The following is a 23,504-nucleotide window of genomic DNA, read 5'->3' on the forward strand; positions in this document are numbered from 1 at the left end:
CGCGCCCTGCGGTGGAAGCTATGGAGGGACCGCGCGGAACGATCGGGTCAGATCGGTTTCCATCGGCCCGAGGAGCGGGACGGGCGTCGTCGCCCACCCCGCCGGGGGGGTGCGCGGCGAGCGTCGTTGCCCGCAGCGCTTACGGCTCATGCCCGGTGGTTCCCCATTCGAAACCAGCGAGTAACGGCTACCTATGCAGTCCCTTGCATAGGTCCGAGCCGCGCTATCCTACGGCCGTTCCGAACAAGGTGCCCAGGGCGTACGTCACACCGGCCGCCGCGCCTCCCAGAAGCAGCTGCCGAAGGCCGCTGTACCACCAGGTGCGTGCCGTCACCTTGGCCACCACCGCGCCGCACAGGAAGAGCCCCAGCAGCGCCAGCATCACCGCGGGCCACATGCTGCTCGCGCCCAGCAGAAAGGGCAGGACGGGCGTCAGCGCGCCCAGCGCGAAGGAGCCGAAACTCGACACCGCGGCCACGGTCGGCGAGGGCAGATCGCCGGGGTCGATACCCAGTTCCTCCCGGGCGTGGATCTCCAGCGCCTGCTCGGGGTCCTTCGACAGCTGCCGCGCGACCTCGCGGGCCAGCCCCGGCTCGACGCCCCTCGACTCGTAGAGCGCGGCGAGTTCGGCCTCCTCGTCCTTGGGGTGCTTGCGCAGCTGGCGCCGCTCCACGTCCAGCTCGGCCTCGACGAGCTCACGCTGCGAGGCGACGGAGGTGTATTCGCCGGCGGCCATGGAGAAGGCACCGGCGGCCAGGCCCGCGAGGCCGCTGAGGACCACGGTGTGCTGGCTGACCGCTCCGCCCGCGACGCCGGTCATCAGGGCGAGGTTGGAAACGAGGCCGTCCATCGCGCCGAACACCGCGGGACGCAGCCAGCCGCCGTTCACGTCCCGGTGCGTGTGGTTGTCCCGGTGCGCCTCGTGCAGCGTCGCCTCGGTCTCGATGATGGCCATGGAAGGAACCCCACTCCCCGTCTTTTGGACACGTTCCAGAGTTTTACAGCAACAAAAGTACCCGTCGAATTCCGACCTCGCCAGCAAGGAAAGGCTGCGCTAACCTGCGGTTTTACCGTTTCGCGCTCACTTGATCATCAGTGCGCCCAGATGTCGACCGGGTGACGCTGAGGCTCGTGAGGCTCGGCGGCGTCACCGGAGTGGGACACATGCCGTATGGCATCGATCGCCTGCATCCCCTCCGTCCCGGCGCCCGGGGACGCCACCGGGCTCCGCGCACGCGCACGCGGCGCACTGCTGGGTCTGGCCGTCGGTGACGCCCTCGGGGCCCCGGCCGAGAACCTGAAGCCCTCCGAGATCCGCGCCCGGTGGGGCCGCATCACCGGCTACGTCACTGATAACCCGTCCGGCACGGACGACACCGAGTACGCGATCTTCTCCGGCCTCCTGCTGGCCCGGCACGGCTCCGCGCTCACCCCGGCCCATGTGGAGGCGGCCTGGCACGAGTGGATCGCCGACCGCGACGAGGGCCCCTTCCGAGGCGCCGGTTTCAGCGAACGCGGCACACTGGAGAACCTCCGCCGGGGGCTGGCCGCCCCGATCTCCGCGCAGCACCGGCACGCCTGGAGCGACGGCCTGGCCATGCGCGCGGCTCCCTTCGGGGTGTTCGCGGCGGGCCGCCCGGCGGAGGCGGCCCGGCTGGTCGCGATCGACGGTTCGGTGAGCCACGACGGCGAGGGCATCTACGGCGGCCAGGCGGTGGCGGCTGGCGTCGCGGCGGCCATGGCCGGCGCGCCGTCGACGGCGGTCGTGGCCGCGGCCCTCGCGGTCGTCCCCGACGACTCCTGGACGGCCCGCAGCCTGCGCCGCGCGGTGGCCGTCGCCCACCGCGGCGAACGCGCGGTCCGCTCCGCGGTCGTCATCGGCGGCTACCCCTGGACCGACCTGGCCCCCGAGGCCGTCGCCCTCGCCTTCGGCGCGTACGCGGCGGCCGACGGCGACTTCGAGCAGTCCGTCCTGACCGCGGTGAACATGGGCCGCGACGCGGACACGACGGCGGCGGTGGCGGGGGCCCTGGCGGGCGCGACCCGGGGAGTGTCGGCGATCCCGCGGTCCTGGACGACCCCCATCGGCCCGGTCCTCGGCAGATGCCTCCCGGCGATGGCGGGCTACCACGTCCTGGACGTGGCGGACCTGCTGACACCGGCGGAGGACGAGGACCGGCCGACCGCCGGCGCCGAAGCCCCGGGCCCGACGGACTTCATCCTGGTCGCCGGCGACGGATCGGAGACCCCCACATGACGACCCACGCACCCGCGACCGGCGAGGGCGAAAGCGCCCCACGGGAGACCAGGGCCTCTCGGGTGACAGTGACGGGCGGTGCGCGGGCGGGAGACAAAGGGGCCGAAGGCGAAGCCGAGGCCACAAGGAGGGCCGAAGGACTCCTGCTCGGACTGGCCGCCGGCGACGCCGCAGGCTGGCCCGCCGCCCGCCACAGAGCCGCCCGCATGCCCGACTGGACCCGCCGCCTCACCCGCGAACTCGACACCTTCGCCGAACACAACGCCACGACCACCCTCCCCGTCCCCATCGCCCTGAACCAGCCCCCCGAGCCCCTCCGCCTCGGCCCCTCCGACGACGCCGAGTGGGCGGCCTTCGCAGCAGAAGCCCTCCTGCGCGCGGGCGACGACACCGTCCGAGACGACCTCAGCCGCGAACGCCGCATCCGAGCCGCCATCGACCTCACCTGGAACGCCCTCGCCGCCGAGGTCGCCGCCGCGGCGAACCGCGCCCCCGAGATCGAGTCCGCCGTACTCCCCCTGCGCGCCCGCATCTCCGTCCGCGCCGGCCTCGGCAACCTCGCCACCGGCCTGCGCCCACCCGCCACCGGCCACGACAACCCGCACTACTTCGACGACGCCGCCTGCGTACGCGCCTGCGTCCTGGCCGTGGCCCACCCCGGCGACCCCCGCAGCGCCGCCGACCTCGCCGAGTTCGACGCCCGCTACACCCAGGACGGCGACGGCGTCCACGGCGCCCGCGCGATGGCGGCGGCCCTCGCGCTCGCCCTGGCCGGCGCGGACGTCGACGCCTGCGTCACCGCGGCCCTCACCGAGCTCCCCGAGGAGACGGAGATCGGCCGCAACGCCCGGCAGGCCCTGGCGCTCGCCGCCGCCGCGGACAGCGCCTTCGCCCTGGTCCCGCCCCTGGAGCACCAGATCGTCGACCACGTCTACAGCTACGGCATCGCCGCCGCCGAGACGGTCCCGGTCGCCCTCGCCCTGGCCACCGCCGCCCACGGCCGCACCGCGGAGGCGATCCCGGCCGCGGCCTGCCTGTCCCGCGTCGCGGACTCCGCCCCGGCCCTGGCGGGCGCCCTCACCGGCGCCCTCGGCGGCGGCGCCTCGATCCCCGCCTCCTGGCGGGAGACCTGCCGCACCCTCTCCGGCTGCGTCCTCCCCCGCCTCACCGGCACCGACCTCGTGGAACTCGCCGAACTCCTGGAAGCGGTGCAACCGGCCCGCCCGGGTGGATGATGCGGCCATGCAGCCCAAAACCCAGCAAAACGCCCCGCTGGACGAGCGAATCACCGGAGCCCTGGTCGGCGCCGCCGTCGGCGACGCGCTCGGCGGCCCCGTCGAGGGCTACTCGCCCGAGCAGATCCTCGAACGCCACGGCGGCCGCGTGCACGGCGTCGTCGGCCCCTGGCACGGTGACGACTGGCGCACGGCCCGCCCCCTCGCCCCGTACCACAAGGGCGACGGCCACGTCACCGACGACACCCTGATGACCCACGCCCTGGTCCGCGTCTACGCCCGGGTCCGCGACCACCTCGACGCCTACGCCATCGCCGACCACCTGGTCCCGGACCTGATGACGGAGCCGCGCTGGATCCCGGAACTGGAGAGCGAGGCCCTCCCCCTCCAGCGGATCTTCCTGGCGGAGAAGTGGCTGGTGACGCGGATCCACTACGGCCACGCCGACCCGCGCGAGGCCGGCACCGGCAACATCGTCAACTGCGGCGCGGCGATGTACATGGCCCCGGTCGGCCTGGTCAACGCGGCCGACCCGCGGGCGGCGTACGCCGAGGCCCTCGACATCGCCGGCGCGCACCAGTCGTCGTACGGCCGTGAGGCGGCCGGTGTCCTGGCCGCGGCGGTGGCGGCGGCGTGCACCCCCGGCGCGAGCCCGGACTCGGTCGTCTCGGCCTGTCTCGCCCTCGCGAAGGACGGCACCCGGGCCGCGATCGAGCGGGTCTGCGAGGAGGCGGCCCGCCACACGGACTTCGAGTCGGCGCTGCGCCCGCTGCGCGAGGCGGTGACCCCCTACGACACGGTCGGCCCCGACTACCGGGCCCCTTCGCTCGGCGCCCGCCGCCCGTCCCGCCTGCACGCGATCGAGGAACTGCCCGTCGCGCTGGGCCTGTTGCTCGTGGCGCGGGGTGATTACCGCCACGCGGTCCTCGGCGCGGTGAACTACGGCCGCGACTGCGACTCCATCGCCACGATGGCCGGAGCCGTGGCCGGGGCCCTGGGCTCACCGGTCCCCGAGGAGTGGGCCAAGACGGTCGCGGAGGCCAGCCGCCTGGACCTCTGGGAACCGGCGGCCACCCTCACCGCCGTGACCCGCGAGATCTTCGACCGGGACGTGGCCCGCCGCCGCACCCACGAGCAGGCCTTCGCGTCCCTCGGAGGCCCGGCATGCTCCGACTGACCTGGGTCCAGCCGGAGGACCTGCTCGGCCACGAGCTCCGCCAGGCGGCCCAGGACGGCCGCGAGCCGAAGGCGGTCGCGGCCCGCTGGCGAGCGGCGGGCGGCCCCGAGGCCCCGGCCACCGCGGGCGCGTCCCCCACCCCGGCGTCCCGCTACCTCCGTCAGCTGGCGGAAGACCTTCTGGACGAACTGGCCGATCTCCCGAGCGCGTTGGCGGACGACGAACCCACGGACCTGGGCAGGATCCGGTCCGCCTGCCCCGACTGGCCGGAGCCGGTGGGCACCCCGGCCACCACCCCGCACGCCCTGGAGGCCGCCTGGCTCGGTCGCGCCACCGGCTGCCTCCTCGGCAAACCGGTCGAGAAGCTCCCCCTCGACGCCATCCGCCGACTCGCCCGGGCCGCCGGCAACTGGCCCCTCGCCACCTACTTCACCGCCCGGGGCGTCCCGGAGGAACTCCTCGCACGGCACCCCTGGAACCGCCGCTCGGCGTCCACCTCCCTCGCCGAGAACATCGACGGCATGCCCGAGGACGACGACCTCAACTACCCCCTGATCAACCTCGTCCTCCTGCGACGCCACGGCCGGACGTTCACCACCACGGACGTGGCCCGCACCTGGCTCGACGAGCTCCCCGCCGGCCGCACGTTCACCGCCGAACGCATCGCCTACCGCAACCTCCTCTCCGGCCTGGAGCCCCCGCGCACCGCCCGCCACCACAACCCGTTCCGCGAATGGATCGGCGCCCTGATCCGCGCGGACGTCCACGGCTGGACCAACCCCGGCCACCCGGCCGCGGCAGCCGAACAGGCCCACCGGGACGCGACCCTCACGCACACCGCCAACGGCGTCTACGCGGCGATGTTCACGGCGGCCACCATCGCCACGGCGGCGACCGGCGACCACGACGTCCACACCTGCCTGCGCACCGGCCTCGCCGTCGTCCCCCCACGCTCCCGCCTGGCCCGAGCCGTCCACCAGGCCGTTCAACTCGCGCACGAACACGCGGACTTCGAATCGGTCGTCGACGCACTCCACGCCACCCACGCCGACACCCACCACTGGGTGCACGCCGTCCCCAACACCGCCCTGATCGCCGCCGCCCTGACCCACGCGCACGGCGACTTCGCCGGCTCCATCTGCCGTGCCGTCAGCGGCGGCTGGGACACCGACTCGGGCGGCGCCACGGCCGGCTCCGTCGCCGGACTGCTGGCCGGACACCCCGCGGCGCTCCCCGACCGCTGGACGGCACCCCTGAAGAACCGGCTGGCCACCTCCATCGGCGACTTCGACGGCATCGGCTTCGACACCCTCGCCCACCTCACGCACCGGGAGACCCGCCGCCCATGACCGCCTCCACCACCGCGCCCCTCACCGGCCTCCGCGTCCTCGACCTCGCCACCCTCTTCGCCGGCCCGATGGCCGCCACCCTGCTCGGCGACTTCGGCGCCGAGGTCGTCAAGATCGAGCACCCGGGCAAGCCGGACCCCTCCCGCGGCCACGGCCCGTCGAAGGACGGCGTGGGCCTGTGGTGGAAGATGCTCGGCCGCAACAAGCGGACCATGACCCTGGACCTGTCGAAGCCCGGCGGCCGCGCCACCCTCCTGCGCCTGGCCGCCACGACCGACGTGATCATCGAGAACTTCCGCCCCGGCACCCTGGAGAAGTGGGACCTGGGCTGGCCGGAGCTGTCGGCCGTCAACCCCCGACTGGTCCTGGCCCGCGTCACCGGCTTCGGCCAGTTCGGCCCCTACGCGCACCGCCCCGGCTTCGGCACCCTCGCCGAGGCGATGAGCGGCTTCGCCGCGATGACCGGCGAACCGGACTCGCCCCCGACCCTCCCGCCGTTCGGCCTGGCCGACTCCATCGCGGGCCTGACGACGGCGTACGCGGTGATGACGGCGCTCGCCGCCCGCGAGCGCACCGGTGAGGGCCAGGTCGTCGACATGGCCCTGATCGAGCCGATCCTGGCCGCCATCGGCCCCCAGCCCCTCTGGTACGACCAGCTCGGCCATGTCCAGCCCCGCACCGGCAACCGCTCCCCCAACAACGCCCCGCGCGGCGTCTACCGCACCGCGGACGGCACCTGGGTCGCCGTCTCCACCTCAGCGCAGTCGGTCGCGGAACGCGTGATGCACCTGGTCGGCCGCCCGGAACTGATCGACGAGCCCTGGTTCGCCTCGGGCGCCGAGCGCGCCCGGCACGCGGACGTCCTGGACGAGGCGGTCGGCGGCTGGATCGCCGCGCGCACCCGCACCGACGTCATGGCCGCCTTCGAGAAGGCCGAGGCGGCGGTGGCCCCGGTCCAGGACGTCCGGGACGTGATGGCGGACCCGCAGTACCAGGCCCTGGGCACCATCACCACCGTCGACGACCCCGAACTCGGCCCGCTGCGCATGCAGAACGTCCTCTTCCGGCTCTCCGCCACGCCCGGCGCGATCCGCTGGGCCGGCCGTCCGCACGGCGCCGACACCGAGGAGATCCTGACCGAGCTGGGCCTGACCCCGGACGACGTCACGGCACTGCGCGCGGAGGGCGCCCTGTGACGGCGTACCCGCTCACCTGGCTCTACGCCCCGGGTGACCGCCCTCAGGTGGTCGCGAAGGCCCTGGCCTCCGGCGCCGACGTCGTCGTCGTCGACCTGGAGGACGCGGTCGCCTCCGACCGCAAGGACTACGCCCGCGCCGCCACCGCCGACCTGCTCGAACACCCGCCGGCCGTCCCGGTCCACGTCCGCGTCAACGCCCTGGACAGCCCCTGGGGCGAGCGCGACATCGCGGCCCTGGCCCCGGCTGTCGGGCTCTCCGGCCTTCGCCTCGCCAAGATCACCTCACCCGCCGAGGTCGCCCACGTGGCACGCCGGGCCGCTCGGGCCGACCTGTACGCCCTGCTGGAGACGGCCCTCGCCGTGGAGCAGGCGTACGCCATCGCCGGCGCCCATCCGAACCTGCGCGGCATCGCACTCGGCGAGGCCGACCTGCGGGCCGATCTCGGTGTGCGCGACGACAGCGGCCTCGACTGGCCCCGCTCCCGGGTGGTCGTGGCGGCCCGGGCCGCCGGTCTGCCCCCTCCGCCCCAGTCCGTCCACCCGGACACCCGCGACCTGGACGGGCTGGCGGCCTCCTGCGCCCACGGCCGCGCCCTGGGGTTCCTCGGCCGGGCCGCGATCCACCCCCGTCAGCTCCCGGTGATCGAACGCGCCTATCTGCCCACCGAGGCGGAGATCGAGCGGGCGGAGACGGTGCTCAAGGCCGCCGCCGCGGACCGGGGCGCCCAGGCCCTGCCCGACGGCCGCTTCGTCGACGCGGCGGTGGTGACGGCGGCCCAGCGCACCCTGTCCCTGGCGCGCCGACGCTGACATGCCGAGAGCGCCCGGGGAGATCTCCCCGGGCGCTCTCGGTTCGTCACGTGTGCGGGTCGTCAGGTCTTCTTGCCCGACCCGGCCTCGTCCTTGGCGTCCGCCGCCTCGGCTTCGGTCTCGTCCTCGTTCCCGTCGTCCTTGCCGGCGTCCACGGACGTAGCGGTGTCCTCGGACTTCTCGCCGCCCTCGGCGTCGTCACCGGAGGTCACGGCGCCCGGCTCCACGACGTCCTCCCGCCCGGGTCGCTTCCTGGACGACACGACCAGGTAGGTCACCGCGAGCAGGAACACCAGCATCGCGGTCCAGACGTTCAGCCGGAGCCCCAGGATGTGGTGGGCGTCGTCGACACGCATGTACTCGATCCACGCCCGGCCCGTGCAGTACGCGGCGACGTACAGCGCGAACGCCCGGCCGTGTCCGAGGCGGAAGCGGCGGTCCGCCCAGATGACGAGGAACGCCACACCGACGCACCACAGCGACTCGTAGAGGAACGTCGGGTGGTACGTGCCCGGCACCCGCCCGTCCGACGAGGAGGTGATCTCCAGGGCCCACGGCAGATCGGTGGGCTTGCCGTACAGCTCCTGGTTGAACCAGTTGCCCCAGCGGCCGATCGCCTGCGCGAAGGCGATGCCCGGCGCGATGGCGTCGGCGTACGCGGGCAGCGGGATGCCACGGCGGCGGCAGCCGATCCACGCGCCCACCGCGCCGAGTGCGATCGCGCCCCAGATGCCGAGGCCGCCCTCCCAGATCTTGAAGGCGTCCACCCAGTCGCGGCCCTCGCTGAAGTACAGCTCGTAGTCCGTGATCACGTGGTAGAGCCGGCCGCCGACGAGACCGAAGGGCACGGCCCAGACGGCGATGTCGGCCACCGTGCCGGCCCGCCCGCCCCGGGCGATCCAGCGCTTGTTGCCGAGCCAGACCGCGACGAAGACGCCGATGATGATGCAGAACGCGTAGCCGCGCAGCGGAATGGGGCCGAGGTACAGCACCCCGCGTGACGGGCTGGGAATGAAGGCAAGTTCCATGGCAAGGTCGACGCTACCGTGCCGCACCGGGCGCGCGGCAGGCAGCCCGGCTACGGGTCCATAACGGGGGCGTGGGAAGACCCTTACTCCTTGTTCGCCTCCTGCACCATCTGCTTCAGCTTGGCCGGGGTCATCGTCCGGTCCTGGTAGATGTTCTTGCCGTCGAACAGCACGGTCGGCGTGCCCGAGAAGCCGCCCTTGTTGAAGGCCTGGTGGGACTTGGCGACCCAGCCGTTGTGCGTGCCCTTCTCGACGCAGGTGCGGAAGGCGGGGGTGTCCAGACCGTCGACCTTGCCGGCCAGCTCGATCAGCCTGGCGTTGTCCGCGTAGGCGTCGTCGACCTCCGAGGGCTGGTTGTCGAAGAGCACGTCGTGGTACGCGGGGAACTTCCCGGCGTCCTGGGCGCAGGCCGCGGCGTTGGCAGCGGTGCGGGAGCCCGTGCCGCGCATGTTGCCGTCGATGAGGGTGACCAGGTGGTACTCCACCTTCAGTTCGCCGGCGTTCGTCAGCTCGTGGATCACCGGCCGGTACGCCGTCTCGAAGGACTTGCACGCGGGACAGCGGAAGTCCTCCCACACCGTGAGCGTGGACTTGGCGCTGTCCTTGCCGACCGGGATGGCCAGGCTGTCCTTGCCCTGGGCCCCCGAGGGCGCCACGACCGGGCCGGAGGCCTCGCTGTCGTCGTCCTTGCCGGCGTTGGCCGCGACGACGCCGATCACGGCCGCGAGTCCCAGGACGGCGACGACGGCCCCGCCCACGATCAGCGCGCGCCGGCGCTTGTCCGCGGACTTCTGCTTCTCGCGCTCGACCGCCAGCTTCTCCCGGGCGGTGCGCTTTCCCTCACGGTTCTTCTCGCTCACACCCCGGAAACGAACCGGGGAGGCGCAGCGCGCCTCCCCGGCCTCAGGTCCACCCGTACGAGGGACCGGTATGACTTCCGGCGTTCTTACGCCTGTCCGCGCACGCCCTTGGCGAGGTCACCGGCGAGCGCGCGCACGGCCTCGACACCGGCCGCGTCGTCCGGGGCGTCCAGCATGGCCTGGACGAAGGCCGAGCCGACGATCACGCCGTCGGCGAAGCGCGCGACCTCGGCGGCCTGGGCGGGGTTGGAGACGCCGAGCCCGACGCACACCGGCAGGTCCGTCCCCGTGGCCCGGGTGCGTTCCACCAGGTCCTGGGCCTGATTGCTGACGCTGGCGCGGGTGCCGGTGACGCCCATGAGGGAGGCGGCGTAGACGAAGCCGCTGCCCGCCGCGGTGATCTGCGCGAGCCGTTCGTCCTTGCTGCTGGGGGCGACGACGAAGACGGTGGCGAGACCGTGCTTGGCCGCGTGCTCCCTCCACAGCGCCGCCTCCTGCACGGGCAGGTCGGGCAGGATGCACCCGGCGCCGCCCGCCTCGGCGAGCTCGGCGGTGAACCGCTCGACGCCGTAGCGGTCGATGGGGTTCCAGTACGTCATGACGAGGATCGGCTTGCCGGTGGCGGCGTGCGCCTCGCGGACCGTGCTCATCACGTCGGCGATCCGCACACCGCCGCGCAGGGCGATGTCGTCGGCCGTCTGGATGACGGGGCCGTCGAGGACGGGGTCGCTGTGCGGCAGGCCCACCTCGACGACGTCGGCGCCGCCGTCGACGACGGCCTTGATCGCCTCGATGCCGCCGTCCACGGTCGGGAACCCGGCCGGGAGGTAGGCGATGAGGGCGGAGCGCCCTTCGGACTTGGCCGCGGCGAGGGTGTCGCTCAACAGCTGGATGTTGCCGCTCACTTGGCGTCCCCCTCGATCTCGGCGGTGCCGGAGGCGTCCTCGGCGACCTCGGCGTCGGTGTCGTACAGGCCGAAGTAGCGCGCGGCGGTGTCCATGTCCTTGTCGCCGCGGCCGGACAGGTTGACCACGATCAGCCCGTCCTTGCCGAGCTCCTTGCCGACCTCCAGGGCGCCGGCCAGCGCGTGGGCGCTCTCGATGGCCGGGATGATGCCCTCGGTGCGCGACAGCAGGCGCAGGGCCTGCATGGCCGCGTCGTCGGTGACCGCGCGGTACTCGCCGCGACCGGAGTCCTTCAGGTACGAGTGCTCCGGGCCGATGCCCGGGTAGTCCAGACCGGCCGAGATGGAGTACGGCTCGGTGATCTGGCCCTCGTCGTCCTGGAGGACGTAGGAGCGGGAGCCGTGCAGGATGCCGGGCTCGCCCGCGGTCAGGGTGGCCGCGTGCTCGCCGGTCTCGACGCCGTGCCCGGCCGGCTCGCAGCCGATGAGGCGGACGTCGGCGTCCGGGATGAAGGCGTGGAAGAGGCCGATGGCGTTGGAGCCGCCGCCGACACAGGCGACGGCCGCGTCGGGCAGGCGTCCGGCGCGCTCCAGGAGCTGGCGGCGGGCCTCGACGCCGATGACCCGGTGGAAGTCGCGGACCATCGCCGGGAAGGGGTGCGGTCCGGCGACGGTGCCGAAGAGGTAGTGGGTGTGGTCGACGTTGGCGACCCAGTCGCGGAAGGCCTCGTTGATGGCGTCCTTCAGCGTGCGGCTGCCGGACTTCACGGCGATGACCTCGGCACCGAGCATGCGCATGCGGGCGACGTTGAGGGCCTGGCGCTGGGTGTCGATCTCACCCATGTAGATGGTGCACTCGAGGCCGAACAGCGCACAGGCGGTGGCGGTGGCCACGCCGTGCTGGCCGGCGCCCGTCTCGGCGATGACCCGGGTCTTGCCCATGCGCTTGGTGAGCAGGGCCTGGCCGAGCACGTTGTTGATCTTGTGGGAGCCGGTGTGGTTGAGGTCTTCCCGCTTCAGGAAGATCCGTGCGCCACCGGCGTGTTCGGCGAACCTCGGCACCTCGGTGAGGGAGCTGGGGCGGCCGGTGTAGTTGACCAGGAGGTCGTCGAGTTCCCGGGCGAACTCGGGGTCGTGCTTGGCCTTGTCGTACTCGACGGCCACCTCGTCGACTGCGGCGACGAGGGCCTCGGGGATGAACTTGCCGCCGAAGGCCCCGAAGTAGCCTTCGGGGTTGGGCGTTTGGCCCTCGGGGTCGGGGATGAAGAACTGGCTGGGCATGCGGATACCTCACGGTGAGTGTGTGTTGATCACTAATCGCCGTGGGGGCGAGGATGGCCTGTCGGCTGCGGGCCCGTTGGGGCTGGTCGCGCAGTTCCCCGCGCCCCTAGAGGGCGCGCTGCCATCGCATTCCGTTGACCTGCCCGGGCTCGTCACCGATGACGTACCGGACGCGGCGGCCGTGGACCCGGCGCGCGGGCGCACGGCAGCCGCGGGGGCGGCAGCCGCGCGCGAGGCGGGCGTACCGGTCCACGGTCGTCAAGGTGGGAGTCATCGGGGCAAGCCTAGCGGGTGATCAGCTCCGGCCGTGCCGGAGCGCGGGGTGCTCGCCGGCCGCCACCAGGTCCGAGACCGCCGTCCTCGGGTCCTTGCCCGTGACGAGGGACTCGCCGACCAGGACCGCGTCGGCGCCGGCGTTGGCGTACGCGATGAGGTCGTGCGGGCCGCGGACGCCGGACTCGGCGATCTTGATGATGTGGTCGGGGATCTCCGGAGCCACCCGCTCGAAGGTGCCGCGGTCGACCTCGAGGGTCTTGAGGTTGCGCGCGTTGACGCCGATCACGCGGGCGCCGGCGTCGACGGCGCGCTCGACCTCGTCCTCGTCGTGCACCTCGACGAGCGGCGTGAGCCCGATGGACTCGGCGCGCTCGATGAGGGACTCCAGGGCGGGCTGGTCGAGGGCGGCGACGATCAGCAGCACGACGTCGGCACCGTAGGCGCGGGCCTCCCACAGCTGGTACGACGTGACGATGAAGTCCTTGCGCAGCACGGGGATGTCCACCCGGGCGCGGACCGTCTCGAGGTCGGCGAGCGAGCCGCCGAAGCGGCGCTCCTCGGTGAGGACGGAGATGACGGCCGCGCCGCCCGCCTCGTAGTCCGCGGCGAGTCCGGCCGGGTCGGCGATCGCGGCCAGCGCGCCCTTGGAGGGGCTGGAGCGCTTGACCTCGCAGATGACCTTGACGCCGTCGCCGCGCAGTGCGGCCGCGCCGTCCTTGGCCGCGGGAGCCTTCGCCGCACGCTCCTTGAGCTCGTCGAGGCTGACGCGCGCCTGCCGCTCCGCAAGGTCGGCACGGACTCCGTCGATGATCTCGTCGAGCACACTCACGCGAGCGGCCCCCTTCCAGACTCTTGGCAGTTCCAGCGACCGATCGAAAACCGATGGTCACTGCGATGGTATCCGCAGCGGGGCGTACGCCTCACATCCGGTTGACGCCGGTCCCACTACCTGGACGTCCTGCTGTTGATCAAGGATGGAGCCAGCCACCGAAGGGCAGGTTCCGGACAACGGCGAAGACCAGCAGCAACGCTCCGAGGCTCCACACCAGCCCCGGGTGCGGGTCGATCCGCAGGGGGCGCCCGCGGACCGCGTGGACCACCCATGCGGTCCACAGCACGGCGAAACCCAGATAGCCGAGGGTCGCGAGCGCGTTGGCGTGCAGCGCCGCGAGGAGGTCCCCGTGGATGAAGGCGTGCGCGCTGCGCAGTCCGCCGCAGCCGGGGCAGTAGAGGCCGGTGTAGCGCAGCAGCGGGCAGACGGGGTAGTGGCCGGGCTCGTTGGGATCCACGGTGCCCACGTAGGCGAACGCGGCGGCGACGGCCGCGAGCGTCCCGGCGGGGACGGCCAGGCGGCTCGGGACGCTCTGCGTCACCCTTCGGCTCTCGGCGTTCACGGTATGCATTGTGCCCCGCACGCGCGTGAGGGGCGGTTCCGGCACCCGTGTGCCGGGCCGCCCCTCACGTGAGGACGTGCTCCGCGGATCGTGCCGCGGAGGTCAGCTCCCGGCGCCGGCCGGCTCGCGGTCGCCCGTGGTCCGGTGCGGCTGGTGCGCCTCCTTGGGCTGGCCCAGGCCCATCATCCGCATGATGCCGCCGACGACACCGCCGAGCAGCACGACCACCATGCCCGCCCAGAAGCCCACCGGCCGGTCCAGCACCATGAACGCGCCCGAGACGCAGAAACCGATGAAGGCGATCGTGACACCGGTCCAGGCGGCCGGGGTGTGACCGTGGCTGCTGCCCGCCATTGCTTGCTCCTCGTTGCTGTGTGCGTGTCTGAGCAGGACGCTCGGAGCCATTGTCCCGCACGCGCGCCCGCGGGGTGAGCGGGGGTGCTCCCCCGGTCCTGCGGGTCCCCCGTGTGGGCTCGTGCGGGCTCAGGCCCCGGTCGGGTCCTCGCCGCGGTCGAGTGCCTTCCACAGGTCCTCGGGCCGGTCGGGGTCGACGGCGGGGGCCTTGCGGCGCGGCTGGGGCGTCGCACCGCGCTCGTAGCGGCCGGACATGGCGGGCCACATCCGGCCGTAGCGCAGGGCGAGCAGTCCGGCCACGAGGATCAGGACACCACCGACGACCGCGACGTACGGCCAGGCGGTGTGGCTGAGGGCGTCGACGGAGGCAGAGGCGTCGCCGGAGGCCTGGGCGGCCTGCTCGTCGAGCGCGGAGCTGTCGGAGGCGCCGAGCAGGGCGGCGACGACGATGCCGACGCCGGAGAGCGCGAGCAGCGCGGCGACGACGAAGCGGCCGGCGCGGCGGACGGCGAACACGGCGACGAGCGCGGCGAGGCCCACTATGGCGAGCGCCGCGGGAACACCCGTGACGTCGCTGCCCCTGGCGGTCAGGGGGAAGGCGCCGCCGGCCACCGTCGCGGTGCCCTGCGACCATTGCTGCCGGGTGGCGAGCAGCGCCACGGCGGCGCCGAGTGCGCCGCTCAGCAGCGCGACGGCGAGGCTCAGGCGGCCGGCCCGGGCGGATCCGGGGGCTTCGGAACGGGGGTGCGGTACAGCAGTCACGTGTCCCACTATCGCCTGAACCCCGGGCGAACCGTCACCCGGGGTTCGTCTCAGGCCTTTCCCAGCCGGTTCGCCGTGTGGACGGCCCGCAGCACCGCGGCCGCCTTGTTGCGGCACTCGGTGTCCTCGGCGACCGGGTCGGAGTCGGCGACGATGCCCGCCCCGGCCTGGACGTAGGCGGTGCCGCCTCGCAGGAGGGCGGTGCGGATGGCGATGGCGGTGTCGGAGTCGCCGGCGAAGTCGAGATAGCCGACGCAGCCGCCGTACAGGCCGCGCCGGGACGGTTCGAGTTCGTCGATGATCTGCATGGCGCGGGGCTTCGGGGCGCCGGAGAGGGTGCCGGCCGGGAAGCAGGCCGTGAGGACGTCGAAGGCGGTGCGGCCCTGGGCGACGCGGCCCGTCACCGTGGAGACGATGTGCATCACGTGCGAGTACCGCTCGACGGACATGAAGTCCACCACCTCGACCGAGCCCGGCTCGCAGACCCGCCCCAGGTCGTTGCGGCCCAGATCGACGAGCATGAGGTGCTCGGCGCGCTCCTTGGGGTCGGCGAGCAGCTCCTCGGCGAGGGCCTGGTCCTCCTGCGGGGTGGCGCCGCGCCAGCGGGTGCCGGCGATGGGGTGGACCATGGCCCGGCCGTCCTCGACCTTGACCAGGGCCTCGGGGGACGAGCCGACGACGTCGAACCCGTCGAAGCGGAACAGGTACATGTACGGGGACGGGTTGGTGGCACGCAGGACCCGGTAGACGTCCAGCGCGCTCGCCGTGCACGGCGTCTCGAAGCGCTGGGAGGGGACCACCTGGAAGGCCTCACCGGCGCGGATGCGCTCCTTGATGTCCTCGACGGCCACCTGGAAGTCGGGGCCGCCCCACAGCGCGGTGTACTCGGGGAGCTCGGAGGGCGGCAGGACGGCCGGGGGCTGGGCGACCGGGCGGGAGAGGTCGGCCTCCATGGCGTCGAGGCGGGCGACGGCGTCGGCGTGGGCCTCCTCGACGCCGGTCTCCAGGTCGTTGTGGTTGATCGCGTTGGCGATCAGCAGGACCGAGCCCTCCCAGTGGTCCATGACGGCCAGGTCGCTGGTGAGGAGCATGGTCAGCTCGGGCAGCTTCAGGTCGTCGCGCTCGCCGGGGCCGATCCTCTCCAGGCGGCGGACGATGTCGTAGCCGAGATAGCCGACCATGCCGCCGGTGAAGGGCGGCATGCCCTCCTGGTGGGGCGTGTGCAGGGCCTCGATGGTGGCGCGCAGGGCGGCGAGCGGGTCGCCGTCCGTGGGGACGCCGACGGGCGGGACGCCGAGCCAGTGCGCCTGCCCGTCCCGTGCGGTCAGTGTGGCGGCGGACCGCACGCCCACGAAGGAGTACCGGGACCAGGAGCGGCCGTTCTCCGCGGATTCCAGCAGGAACGTGCCGGGGCGCTCGGCGGCGAGCTTGCGGTAGAGCGCGACCGGGGTGTCGCCGTCGGCGAGGAGCTTGCGGGTGACGGGGATGACCCGCCGGTCGGTGGCGAGCTTGCGGAAGGTCTCGAGGTCCATGGCCGCTGACCTTACTGATCCGTGGCGGAGCCGGCGGGACCGCCGTCCTTGAGGAGCACGTCCTCGTCGAAACAGGTGCGCGCGCCGGTGTGGCAGGCGGCGCCGACCTGATCGACCTTGACCAGCACGGTGTCGGCGTCGCAGTCCAGGGCGACGGACTTCACCCACTGGAAGTGGCCGGAGGTGTCGCCCTTGACCCAGTACTCCCGGCGGCTGCGCGACCAGTAGGTGCACCGGCCGGTGGTCAGGGTGCGGTACAGCGCCTCGTCGTCCATCCAGCCGAGCATCAGCACCTCGCCGGTGTCGTACTGCTGGGCGATGGCGGGCAGGAGACCGTCGGGGCTGCGCTTGAGGCGCGCGGCGATCTCCGGGGCGAGGCTGCCGGATGGAGCACTGTGGCGCGAAGCGCCTCCGTGAGGGGCGGTGGCCGGGCGACGGGCGGGCGTGCTGGTCATGCCGACCATTGTGCCGCGCGCCACCGACAGGCCCGGTGGAGTGTCCACTGGGCGGACCACCGGGGCGGTCGTAGGCTGGCCTCCATGTCGACCCATGCCAAGCGTGAACGACTTCTCCTCGCCGACCTGTTGGAGACCGCGGGTCCGGACGCGCCCACCCTGTGCGAGGGCTGGACGACCCGGGACCTCGCGGCGCACGTCGTGGTGCGCGAGCGCCGCCCGGACGCCGCCGGCGGGATACTGATCAAGCAGCTCGCGTCTCGCCTGGACAAGGTGATGGCGGAGTACACCGACAAGCCGTACGAGGAGCTGATCCAGCTGATCCGTACGGGCCCGCCGCGTTTCTCGCCCTTCTCCCTCAAGCCGGTCGACGAGGCGTCGAACATCATCGAGTTCTACGTCCACACCGAGGACGTCCGGCGCGCCCAGCCCGACTGGTCCCCGCGCGACCTCGACCCGGTCTTCCAGGACGCCCTGTGGTCCCGCCTGGAGCGCACCGCCCGTCTGATGGGCCGCGGCGTCCCGACGGGCCTGGTCCTGCGCCGGCCCGACGGCCAGACCGCGGTGGCCCACCGCGGCACCCCGGTGGTCACGGTCACCGGTGAGCCGTCCGAACTGGTCCTGTTCTGCTACGGCCGTCAGAGCGCGGCCAAGGTCGACCTGGACGGTGACGAGAACGCGATCGCGAAACTGCACGAGACGAAGCAGCTCGGGATCTGAGAGGTCCGAGGGACAGGCGAGAGCCCCGGCCGCACCACGCGGCCGGGGCTCTCGGCAGACGGGGCGTCACCGCACCGGGTGCCCCGCCTCCCGCAGCGTCTCCTTGACCTGGCCGATGCGCAGGTCGCCGAAGTGGAACACCGAGGCCGCCAGGACCGCGTCCGCGCCCGCCTCGACGGCCGGGGGGAAGTCGGTCAGCGTGCCGGCGCCGCCCGAGGCGATGACCGGGACGGTGACGTGCTTGCGTACGGCCCGGATCATCTCCAGGTCGTAGCCGTCCTTGGTGCCGTCGGCGTCCATCGAGTTGAGCAGGATCTCACCGGCGCCCAGCTCGGCGGCCCGGTGGGCCCACTCGACGGCGTCGATGCCGGTGCCTTTGCGGCCGCCGTGGGTGGTGACCTCGAAGGAGCCCGACTCGGTGCGGCGGGCGTCGACCGACAGCACCAGCACCTGACGGCCGAAACGCTCGGCGATCTCGCGGATCAGGTCGGGGCGGGCGATCGCGGCCGTGTTGACGCCGACCTTGTCCGCGCCGGCCCGCAGCAGCTTGTCCACGTCCTCGGCCGTGCGGACGCCGCCGCCGACCGTGAGCGGGATGAACACCTGCTCGGCCGTGCGGCGCACCACGTCGTACGTGGTCTCGCGGTTGCCCGACGAGGCGGTGATGTCCAGGAACGTCAGCTCGTCCGCGCCCTCGGCGTCGTACACCTTGGCCATCTCGACGGGGTCGCCCGCGTCGCGCAGGTTCTGGAAGTTGACGCCCTTGACGACCCGGCCGTTGTCCACGTCCAGGCAGGGGATGACTCGGACCGCCAGGGTCATGAATCGTGCTCCTCTAGTGTTCCTCTGAAGGTGTCCCTCTGAATGCTTCCACTTCCACCGACACCAGGACCCGGGAGTCGATGAAGCCCTGCACGACCAGCAGGGTCGTGACCGGGCGTACGGCGTCGAACATCTCCTTGTGGGCCCGGCCCACCGCGTCGACGTCCCGGGCGTGTGCCAGGCACACCCGGGTGCGGATCACGGACTCGGGCGTGAGCCCGAACTCGGCGATCGCCTCCAGGGCGGTGGTGAAGGCCACTTTGGTCTGCTCGTACGGGTCGCCGTCGCCGTAGAGCACATCGCCCTTGAAGGCGGTCGTGCCCGCGACCAGCACACGGTCGCCCGCCGCGACGGCGCGTGCAAAACCGAAGGACTCTTCCCAGGGACTTCCGCTCTGCACACGCCGCACGGTCATGACGACACAGCCTCCAAGGCCTCTTCCAGGGTGAACGCCTTCGCGTACAGCGCCTTCCCGACGATGGCGCCTTCGACACCGAGCGGGACGAGGTCGGCGATGGCGCGCAGGTCGTCGAGCGAGGAGACCCCGCCGGAGGCCACGACCGGGCGGTCGGTGGCGGCGCACACGTTGCGCAGCAGGTCCAGGTTGGGGCCCTGGAGCGTGCCGTCCTTGGCGATGTCGGTGACGACGTACCGCGCGCAGCCCTCCTTGTCGAGGCGCTCCAGCGTCTCGTAGAGGTCGCCGCCGTCGCGGGTCCAGCCGCGCCCGCGCAGGGTCGTGCCGCGGACGTCGAGACCGACGGCGATCTGGTCGCCGTGCTCGGCGATGACCTTGGCGACCCACTCCGGCGTCTCCAGGGCGGCCGTGCCCAGGTTGACGCGCTTGCAGCCGGTGGCGAGGGCGGCGGCGAGGGTCTCGTCGTCGCGGATGCCGCCGGACAGCTCCACCTTGATGTCCATGGCGCGGGCGACCTCGGCGATCAGCTCGCGGTTGTTCCCGGTGCCGAAGGCGGCGTCGAGGTCGACCAGGTGCAGCCATTGGGCGCCGGAGCGCTGCCAGGCGAGGGCGGCCTCCAGCGGGGAGCCGTAGGAGGTCTCCGAGCCGGACTCGCCGTGCACCAGGCGGACGGCCTGGCCGTCCCGGACGTCGACGGCGGGGAGGAGTTCGAGCGTGCTCACAGGGTTCCGATCCAGTTGGTGAGGAGCTGGGCTCCGGCGTCGCCGGACTTCTCGGGGTGGAACTGCGTGGCCCACAGGGCGCCGTTCTCGACGGCGGCTACGAACGGCTTGCCGTGGGTGGACCAAGTGACCTTGGGGGCCGTCATCGCCGGGTTGTGCGTCTGAAGCGACCAGTCGTGGACGGCGTAGGAGTGCACGAAGTAGAAGCGGGCGTCCGGGTCGAGGCCGGCGAACAGCTGCGAGCCGGGCGCCGCTTCGACGGTGTTCCAGCCCATGTGGGGCACGATCTCGGCCTGGAGCGGCTCGACGGAGCCGGGCCACTCGTCGAGGCCCTCGCTCTGAACGCCGTGCTCGATGCCGCGCGCGAAGAGGATCTGCATGCCGACGCAGATGCCCATGACGGGGCGGCCGCCGGACAGGCGGCGGTCGACGATCCAGTCGCCGCGGGCCTCGCGCAGGCCCGTCATGCAGGAGGCGAAGGCGCCTACGCCGGGCACCAGCAGGCCGTCGGCGTTCAGGGCCTCGTCGTAGTCACGCGTGATCTCGACGTCGGCACCCGCGCGGGCGAGGGCGCGCTCGGCGGAACGGACGTTGCCGAAGCCGTAGTCGAAGACGACGACCTTCTTCCGCGTCTTCACCGGGCCGCTCAATTCCACACCTCCAGCCTCACCACACCGGCCGCCAGGCACATCGCGGCGCCGATCGACAGCAGCACGATGAGGCCCTTGGGCATCTTCTGCTTGACGAAGGAGTAGATCCCGCCGACGAGGAAGAGACCGACGACGATCAGCAGGGTCGAAGTGCCGTTCACAGGGCGCCCTTCGTGGACGGGAGGATGCCGGCCGCGCGCGGGTCACGCTCGGAGGCGTAGCGCAGGGCGCGGGCGAGCGCCTTGAACTGGCACTCCACGATGTGGTGCGCGTTGCGCCCGTAGGGCACGTGCACGTGCAGCGCGATCTGTGCCTGGGCCACGAAGGACTCCAGGATGTGCCGGGTCATCGTCGTGTCGTACTCGCCGATCATCGGCGCCATCTTCTCGGGCTCGGTGTGCACGAGGTAGGGGCGGCCGGACAGGTCGACGGTGACCTGGGCGAGGGACTCGTCCAGCGGGACCGTGCAGTTGCCGAAGCGGTAGATGCCCACCTTGTCGCCGAGGGCCTGCTTGAAGGCGGCGCCGAGGGCGAGGGCGGTGTCCTCGATGGTGTGGTGCGAGTCGATGTGCAGATCGCCCTCGGTCTTCACCGTGAGGTCGAACAGACCGTGCCGGCCGAGCTGGTCGAGCATGTGGTCGTAGAAGCCGACGCCGGTCTTGATGTCGGTCTTCCCGGTGCCGTCGAGGTCGATCTCGACGAGGACCGAGGTCTCCTTGGTCACCCGCTCTATGCGGCCTACGCGGCTCATGCGCTCTGCTCCTTCTTCAGTTCACGTACCGCGTCGAGGAACGCGTCGTTCTCTTCGGGGGTCCCGGCGGTGACCCGGAGCCAGCCGGGCACGCCGTTGTCCCGGACCAGGACGCCCCGGTCGAGGATCTTCCGCCAGGTCTCGTGGGAGTCCTCGAACCGGCCGAACTGCACGAAGTTCGCGTCCGACGCGGTCACCTCGTAGCCGGCCGCGAGCAGTTCGGTGACCAGGCGGTCCCGTTCGGTCTTGAGCTGCTCGACGTAGCCCAGCAGCGTGCCGGTGTGTTCCAGGGCGGCCAGGGCGGTCGCCTGGGTCACGGCCGACAGGTGGTAGGGCAGTCGGACCAGCTGGACGGCGTCGACGACGGCCGGGTGCGCCGCGAGGTAGCCGAGGCGCAGGCCCGCCGCGCCGAACGCCTTCGACATGGTGCGGGAGACGACGAGGTTCGGGCGGCCCGCCAGCAGGGGCAGCAGCGAGTCGCCGTGGCTGAACTCGATGTACGCCTCGTCGACCACCACCATCGACGGCTTCGCCGCCTGCGCGGCCTCGTACAGCGCGACGACCGTCTCGGGCGGGACGGCGGTGCCCGTGGGGTTGTTGGGGGTGGTGATGAAGACGACGTCCGGCTGGTTCTCGGCGATCGCCTTCTCGGCGGCGGCGAGGTCGATGGTGAAGTCCTCGTTGCGGGGGCCGGAGATCCAGCCCGTGCCCGTGCCGCGTGAGATGAGGCCGTGCATCGAGTACGACGGCTCGAAGCCGATGGCGGTGCGGCCCGGTCCGCCGAAGGTCTGCAGCAGCTGCTGGATGACCTCGTTGGAGCCGTTGGCCGCCCAGACGTTGGCCAGGCCGACCTCGTGGCCGGAGGTGTCGGTGAGGTACTGGGCCAGCCGTGTGCGCAGCTCGACCGCGTCCCGGTCCGGGTAGCGGTTGAGGTTCCGGGCGGCTTCCCGGACCCGCTCGGCGATGCGTTCGACCAGCGGCTCGGGCAGCGGGTAGGGGTTCTCGTTGGTGTTCAGCCGTACGGGGACGTCCAGCTGGGGCGCGCCGTAGGGGGACTTGCCGCGCAGCTCGTCCCGTACGGGGAGATCGTCGATGCGTACGTCGTTCACTTGCCCTGGGGAACCTTCCAGTCGAACCTCGCCTTGATCGCCGCGCCGTGGGCCGGCAGATCCTCCGCCTCGGCCAGCGTGACCACGTGGTGCGCGACGTCGGCCAGCGCCTGGCGCGTGTAGTCGACGATGTGGATGCCGCGCAGGAAGGACTGGACGGACAGCCCCGAGGAGTGGCAGGCGCAGCCGCCGGTGGGCAGGACGTGGTTGGACCCGGCCGCGTAGTCGCCCAGCGACACGGGCGCCCAGGGGCCGATGAAGATCGCGCCGGCGTTGCGGACGCGGTCGGCCACGGCGGCGGCGTCGGCCGTCTGGATCTCCAGGTGCTCGGCGCCGTACGCGTCGACCACCTTGAGGCCCTCGTCGATGCCGTCGACCAGCACGATCGCGGACTGGCGGCCGGACAGGGCCGGGACGATCCGGTCCTCGACGTGCCGGGTGGCCGCGATCTGCGGCTCCAGCTCCTTCTCGACGGCGTCGGCGAGGTCGACGGAGTCGGTGACCAGGACGGCGGCGGCCAGCGGGTCGTGCTCGGCCTGGCTGATCAGGTCGGAGGCGACGTGCACCGGGTCGGCCGTGTCGTCGGCGAGGACCGCGATCTCGGTCGGGCCGGCCTCGGCGTCGATGCCGATCCGGCCGGTGAAGTAGCGCTTGGCGGCGGCGACCCAGATGTTGCCGGGGCCGGTGACCATGTTCGCGGGCGCGCAGGACTCGGTGCCGTAGGCGAACATCGCGACGGCCGTGGCACCGCCGGCCGCGTAGACCTCGTCGACGCCGAGCAGCGCGCAGGCGGCGAGGATGGTCGGGTGCGGCAGGCCGCCGAACTCGGCCTGGGCGGGAGAGGCGAGCGCGACGGACGCGACGCCGGCCTCCTGGGCGGGCACCACGTTCATGATCACGGAGGACGGGTACACGGACCGGCCGCCGGGCGCGTACAGCCCGACGCGGTCGACCGGCACCCACTTCTCGGTCACGGAGCCGCCGGGCACGACCTGCGTGGTGTGCGTGGCGCGGCGCTGGGCGCGGTGGACGGTGCGGGCGCGGCGGATGGACTCCTCCAGGGCCGCGCGCACGGCCGGGTCGAGTTCCTCCAGCGCGCGGGTGAGCGCGGCGGCCGGCACCCGTACCTGATCCAGCCTGACCCCGTCGAACCGCTCGGCGAAGTCGATCAGCGCCGCGTCGCCCCGATGATGCACGTCCTCGCAGATCGGACGCACCTTCTCGAGGGCGGCCGCTACGTCGAAGTCGGCTCGGGGCAGCAGGTCACGCAGGGCGGGGCCCTCGACGAGGGCGTCGCCGCGCAGATCGATTCGGGAGATCACGTGCTCAATTCTCTCAGACCCGGGTGAGGCGCCGTTCGCGCGTATCAATGGCTGATACAGAACGCCGCGGGACCCCGGAAGATCACCCTCACGTCTTGTGTTCGGGCCGTCACACAGCGGG

The 23,504-nt window shown here is 72.7% G+C and carries 27 protein-coding genes; 7 read left to right on the forward strand and 20 right to left on the reverse strand.

Annotation, left to right across the window (positions count from 1 at the left end):
* Positions 1-223: 223 nt before the first annotated feature.
* Positions 224-955, reverse strand: coding sequence for a VIT1/CCC1 transporter family protein (locus QOL88_RS09815; protein ID WP_097216057.1), 732 nt, complete (start codon positions 953-955; stop codon positions 224-226).
* A 216-nt stretch (positions 956-1,171) separates the two neighbouring features.
* Between QOL88_RS09815 and QOL88_RS09820 the strand changes: the two genes are divergently transcribed.
* The 6 genes from QOL88_RS09820 to QOL88_RS09845 are packed head-to-tail and all read left to right on the forward strand — an operon-like array spanning position 1,172 to position 8,026.
* Complete coding sequence (locus QOL88_RS09820) at positions 1,172-2,257, forward strand: ADP-ribosylglycohydrolase family protein (RefSeq protein WP_097216058.1); 1,086 nt, start codon at positions 1,172-1,174, stop codon at positions 2,255-2,257.
* Positions 2,254-3,492, forward strand: coding sequence for an ADP-ribosylglycohydrolase family protein (locus QOL88_RS09825; protein WP_097216059.1), 1,239 nt, complete (start codon positions 2,254-2,256; stop codon positions 3,490-3,492). Before QOL88_RS09820 ends, QOL88_RS09825 begins: the two co-directional genes overlap by 4 nt.
* A 7-nt stretch (positions 3,493-3,499) precedes the next feature.
* Positions 3,500-4,669: an ADP-ribosylglycohydrolase family protein gene (locus QOL88_RS09830; RefSeq protein WP_097216060.1), complete on the forward strand. Its 1,170-nt coding sequence runs from the start codon at positions 3,500-3,502 to the stop codon at positions 4,667-4,669.
* The gene (locus tag QOL88_RS09835; RefSeq protein ID WP_097216061.1) at positions 4,657-6,018 is read left to right on the forward strand and encodes an ADP-ribosylglycohydrolase family protein; all 1,362 of its coding nucleotides are present in this window, start codon (positions 4,657-4,659) and stop codon (positions 6,016-6,018) included. The genes QOL88_RS09830 and QOL88_RS09835 overlap by 13 nt, the downstream gene beginning before the upstream one ends.
* Positions 6,015-7,214 carry a CaiB/BaiF CoA transferase family protein gene (locus QOL88_RS09840; protein WP_097216062.1) on the forward strand — a complete coding sequence of 400 codons (1,200 nt, stop codon included), beginning with the start codon at positions 6,015-6,017 and terminating at the stop codon, positions 7,212-7,214. Before QOL88_RS09835 ends, QOL88_RS09840 begins: the two co-directional genes overlap by 4 nt.
* Positions 7,211-8,026 carry an HpcH/HpaI aldolase/citrate lyase family protein gene (locus QOL88_RS09845; protein WP_097216063.1) on the forward strand — a complete coding sequence of 272 codons (816 nt, stop codon included), beginning with the start codon at positions 7,211-7,213 and terminating at the stop codon, positions 8,024-8,026. The genes QOL88_RS09840 and QOL88_RS09845 overlap by 4 nt, the downstream gene beginning before the upstream one ends.
* Before the next feature lie 62 nt (positions 8,027-8,088).
* On the opposite strand, the gene lgt is transcribed toward QOL88_RS09845, so the two are convergent.
* From lgt to hisI, 11 genes are all read right to left on the reverse strand, one after another.
* Positions 8,089-9,054, reverse strand: a complete 966-nt coding sequence (gene lgt / locus QOL88_RS09850) for a prolipoprotein diacylglyceryl transferase (protein WP_097216064.1) — start codon at positions 9,052-9,054, stop codon at positions 8,089-8,091.
* Positions 9,055-9,137: 83 nt separating this feature from the next.
* Positions 9,138-9,914: a DsbA family protein gene (locus tag QOL88_RS09855; protein ID WP_097216065.1), complete on the reverse strand. Its 777-nt coding sequence runs from the start codon at positions 9,912-9,914 to the stop codon at positions 9,138-9,140.
* Positions 9,915-10,000: 86 nt separating this feature from the next.
* Positions 10,001-10,819 (reverse strand): tryptophan synthase subunit alpha, encoded by an 819-nt coding sequence (trpA, locus tag QOL88_RS09860; protein WP_097216066.1) that lies wholly within the window; start codon positions 10,817-10,819, stop codon positions 10,001-10,003.
* A complete protein-coding gene (trpB, locus tag QOL88_RS09865; RefSeq protein ID WP_097216067.1) occupies positions 10,816-12,099 on the reverse strand; it encodes a tryptophan synthase subunit beta in 1,284 nt (427 codons plus the stop codon). Before trpB ends, trpA begins: the two co-directional genes overlap by 4 nt.
* 106 nt (positions 12,100-12,205) lie before the next feature.
* The gene (gene trpM, locus QOL88_RS09870; RefSeq protein WP_179878816.1) at positions 12,206-12,373 is read right to left on the reverse strand and encodes a tryptophan biosynthesis modulator TrpM; all 168 of its coding nucleotides are present in this window, start codon (positions 12,371-12,373) and stop codon (positions 12,206-12,208) included.
* Between the two features lie 21 nt (positions 12,374-12,394).
* Positions 12,395-13,204, reverse strand: coding sequence for an indole-3-glycerol phosphate synthase TrpC (gene trpC / locus QOL88_RS09875; RefSeq protein ID WP_097216068.1), 810 nt, complete (start codon positions 13,202-13,204; stop codon positions 12,395-12,397).
* A 139-nt stretch (positions 13,205-13,343) separates the two neighbouring features.
* A complete protein-coding gene (locus QOL88_RS09880) occupies positions 13,344-13,778 on the reverse strand; it encodes a DUF2752 domain-containing protein (protein WP_097216069.1) in 435 nt (144 codons plus the stop codon).
* A gap of 93 nt (positions 13,779-13,871) precedes the next feature.
* Positions 13,872-14,123, reverse strand: coding sequence for an HGxxPAAW family protein (locus tag QOL88_RS09885; RefSeq protein WP_097216070.1), 252 nt, complete (start codon positions 14,121-14,123; stop codon positions 13,872-13,874).
* 129 nt (positions 14,124-14,252) lie between these two features.
* Positions 14,253-14,894 (reverse strand): TIGR02234 family membrane protein, encoded by a 642-nt coding sequence (locus tag QOL88_RS09890; RefSeq protein WP_097216071.1) that lies wholly within the window; start codon positions 14,892-14,894, stop codon positions 14,253-14,255.
* A 41-nt stretch (positions 14,895-14,935) separates the two neighbouring features.
* Positions 14,936-16,417 carry an anthranilate synthase component I gene (locus tag QOL88_RS09895; protein ID WP_097216072.1) on the reverse strand — a complete coding sequence of 494 codons (1,482 nt, stop codon included), beginning with the start codon at positions 16,415-16,417 and terminating at the stop codon, positions 14,936-14,938.
* Between the two features lie 11 nt (positions 16,418-16,428).
* The gene (hisI, locus tag QOL88_RS09900; protein ID WP_179878817.1) at positions 16,429-16,872 is read right to left on the reverse strand and encodes a phosphoribosyl-AMP cyclohydrolase; all 444 of its coding nucleotides are present in this window, start codon (positions 16,870-16,872) and stop codon (positions 16,429-16,431) included.
* 84 nt (positions 16,873-16,956) lie between these two features.
* Here hisI and QOL88_RS09905 point away from each other — a divergent pair, with 84 nt between their 5' ends.
* Positions 16,957-17,592 carry a TIGR03085 family metal-binding protein gene (locus QOL88_RS09905; RefSeq protein ID WP_097216073.1) on the forward strand — a complete coding sequence of 212 codons (636 nt, stop codon included), beginning with the start codon at positions 16,957-16,959 and terminating at the stop codon, positions 17,590-17,592.
* Positions 17,593-17,658: 66 nt separating this feature from the next.
* Here QOL88_RS09905 and hisF read toward each other — a convergent pair whose 3' ends face one another.
* Genes hisF through hisD form a run of 8 tightly spaced genes read right to left on the reverse strand, consistent with a single transcriptional unit; the run spans position 17,659 to position 23,383 of the window.
* Positions 17,659-18,414, reverse strand: coding sequence for an imidazole glycerol phosphate synthase subunit HisF (hisF, locus tag QOL88_RS09910; protein ID WP_097216074.1), 756 nt, complete (start codon positions 18,412-18,414; stop codon positions 17,659-17,661).
* Between the two features lie 13 nt (positions 18,415-18,427).
* Positions 18,428-18,829: a RidA family protein gene (locus QOL88_RS09915; protein ID WP_097216075.1), complete on the reverse strand. Its 402-nt coding sequence runs from the start codon at positions 18,827-18,829 to the stop codon at positions 18,428-18,430.
* Positions 18,826-19,551 carry a bifunctional 1-(5-phosphoribosyl)-5-((5-phosphoribosylamino)methylideneamino)imidazole-4-carboxamide isomerase/phosphoribosylanthranilate isomerase PriA gene (gene priA, locus QOL88_RS09920; protein ID WP_097216076.1) on the reverse strand — a complete coding sequence of 242 codons (726 nt, stop codon included), beginning with the start codon at positions 19,549-19,551 and terminating at the stop codon, positions 18,826-18,828. Before priA ends, QOL88_RS09915 begins: the two co-directional genes overlap by 4 nt.
* A complete protein-coding gene (gene hisH, locus QOL88_RS09925; protein WP_097216077.1) occupies positions 19,548-20,189 on the reverse strand; it encodes an imidazole glycerol phosphate synthase subunit HisH in 642 nt (213 codons plus the stop codon). Before hisH ends, priA begins: the two co-directional genes overlap by 4 nt.
* An 8-nt stretch (positions 20,190-20,197) precedes the next feature.
* Positions 20,198-20,362: a CG2302 family histidine operon protein gene (locus QOL88_RS09930; RefSeq protein ID WP_003989585.1), complete on the reverse strand. Its 165-nt coding sequence runs from the start codon at positions 20,360-20,362 to the stop codon at positions 20,198-20,200.
* A complete protein-coding gene (gene hisB, locus QOL88_RS09935) occupies positions 20,359-20,952 on the reverse strand; it encodes an imidazoleglycerol-phosphate dehydratase HisB (protein WP_053671868.1) in 594 nt (197 codons plus the stop codon). Before hisB ends, QOL88_RS09930 begins: the two co-directional genes overlap by 4 nt.
* Positions 20,949-22,061, reverse strand: a complete 1,113-nt coding sequence (locus QOL88_RS09940; RefSeq protein ID WP_097216078.1) for a histidinol-phosphate transaminase — start codon at positions 22,059-22,061, stop codon at positions 20,949-20,951. The genes hisB and QOL88_RS09940 overlap by 4 nt, the downstream gene beginning before the upstream one ends.
* Positions 22,058-23,383: a histidinol dehydrogenase gene (gene hisD, locus QOL88_RS09945; RefSeq protein WP_097216079.1), complete on the reverse strand. Its 1,326-nt coding sequence runs from the start codon at positions 23,381-23,383 to the stop codon at positions 22,058-22,060. Before hisD ends, QOL88_RS09940 begins: the two co-directional genes overlap by 4 nt.
* Between the last annotated feature and the right edge of the window lie 121 nt (positions 23,384-23,504).

Source organism: Streptomyces sp. Ag82_O1-12, assembly GCF_900182715.1.
Taxonomy (GTDB): Bacteria; Actinomycetota; Actinomycetes; order Streptomycetales; family Streptomycetaceae; genus Streptomyces; species Streptomyces massasporeus.

Excerpts from the sequence above, each read along its gene's own strand:
- hisF (WP_097216074.1), bottom strand. The coding sequence starts at position 18,414 with ATGACCCTGGCGGTCCGAGTCATCCCCTGCCTGGACGTGGACAACGGC.
- trpB (WP_097216067.1), bottom strand. The coding sequence starts at position 12,099 with ATGCCCAGCCAGTTCTTCATCCCCGACCCCGAGGGCCAAACGCCCAAC.
- QOL88_RS09905 (WP_097216073.1), top strand. The coding sequence starts at position 16,957 with ATGTCGACCCATGCCAAGCGTGAACGACTTCTCCTCGCCGACCTGTTG.
- hisB (WP_053671868.1), bottom strand. The coding sequence starts at position 20,952 with ATGAGCCGCGTAGGCCGCATAGAGCGGGTGACCAAGGAGACCTCGGTC.
- lgt (WP_097216064.1), bottom strand. The coding sequence starts at position 9,054 with ATGGAACTTGCCTTCATTCCCAGCCCGTCACGCGGGGTGCTGTACCTC.
- QOL88_RS09820 (WP_097216058.1), top strand. The coding sequence starts at position 1,172 with ATGGCATCGATCGCCTGCATCCCCTCCGTCCCGGCGCCCGGGGACGCC.
- QOL88_RS09885 (WP_097216070.1), bottom strand. The coding sequence starts at position 14,123 with ATGGCGGGCAGCAGCCACGGTCACACCCCGGCCGCCTGGACCGGTGTC.
- QOL88_RS09835 (WP_097216061.1), top strand. The coding sequence starts at position 4,657 with ATGCTCCGACTGACCTGGGTCCAGCCGGAGGACCTGCTCGGCCACGAG.
- QOL88_RS09880 (WP_097216069.1), bottom strand. The coding sequence starts at position 13,778 with ATGCATACCGTGAACGCCGAGAGCCGAAGGGTGACGCAGAGCGTCCCG.
- QOL88_RS09840 (WP_097216062.1), top strand. The coding sequence starts at position 6,015 with ATGACCGCCTCCACCACCGCGCCCCTCACCGGCCTCCGCGTCCTCGAC.
- QOL88_RS09825 (WP_097216059.1), top strand. The coding sequence starts at position 2,254 with ATGACGACCCACGCACCCGCGACCGGCGAGGGCGAAAGCGCCCCACGG.
- QOL88_RS09915 (WP_097216075.1), bottom strand. The coding sequence starts at position 18,829 with ATGACCGTGCGGCGTGTGCAGAGCGGAAGTCCCTGGGAAGAGTCCTTC.
- QOL88_RS09830 (WP_097216060.1), top strand. The coding sequence starts at position 3,500 with ATGCAGCCCAAAACCCAGCAAAACGCCCCGCTGGACGAGCGAATCACC.
- QOL88_RS09815 (WP_097216057.1), bottom strand. The coding sequence starts at position 955 with ATGGCCATCATCGAGACCGAGGCGACGCTGCACGAGGCGCACCGGGAC.
- hisI (WP_179878817.1), bottom strand. The coding sequence starts at position 16,872 with ATGACCAGCACGCCCGCCCGTCGCCCGGCCACCGCCCCTCACGGAGGC.
- QOL88_RS09895 (WP_097216072.1), bottom strand. The coding sequence starts at position 16,417 with ATGGACCTCGAGACCTTCCGCAAGCTCGCCACCGACCGGCGGGTCATC.
- trpM (WP_179878816.1), bottom strand. The coding sequence starts at position 12,373 with ATGACTCCCACCTTGACGACCGTGGACCGGTACGCCCGCCTCGCGCGC.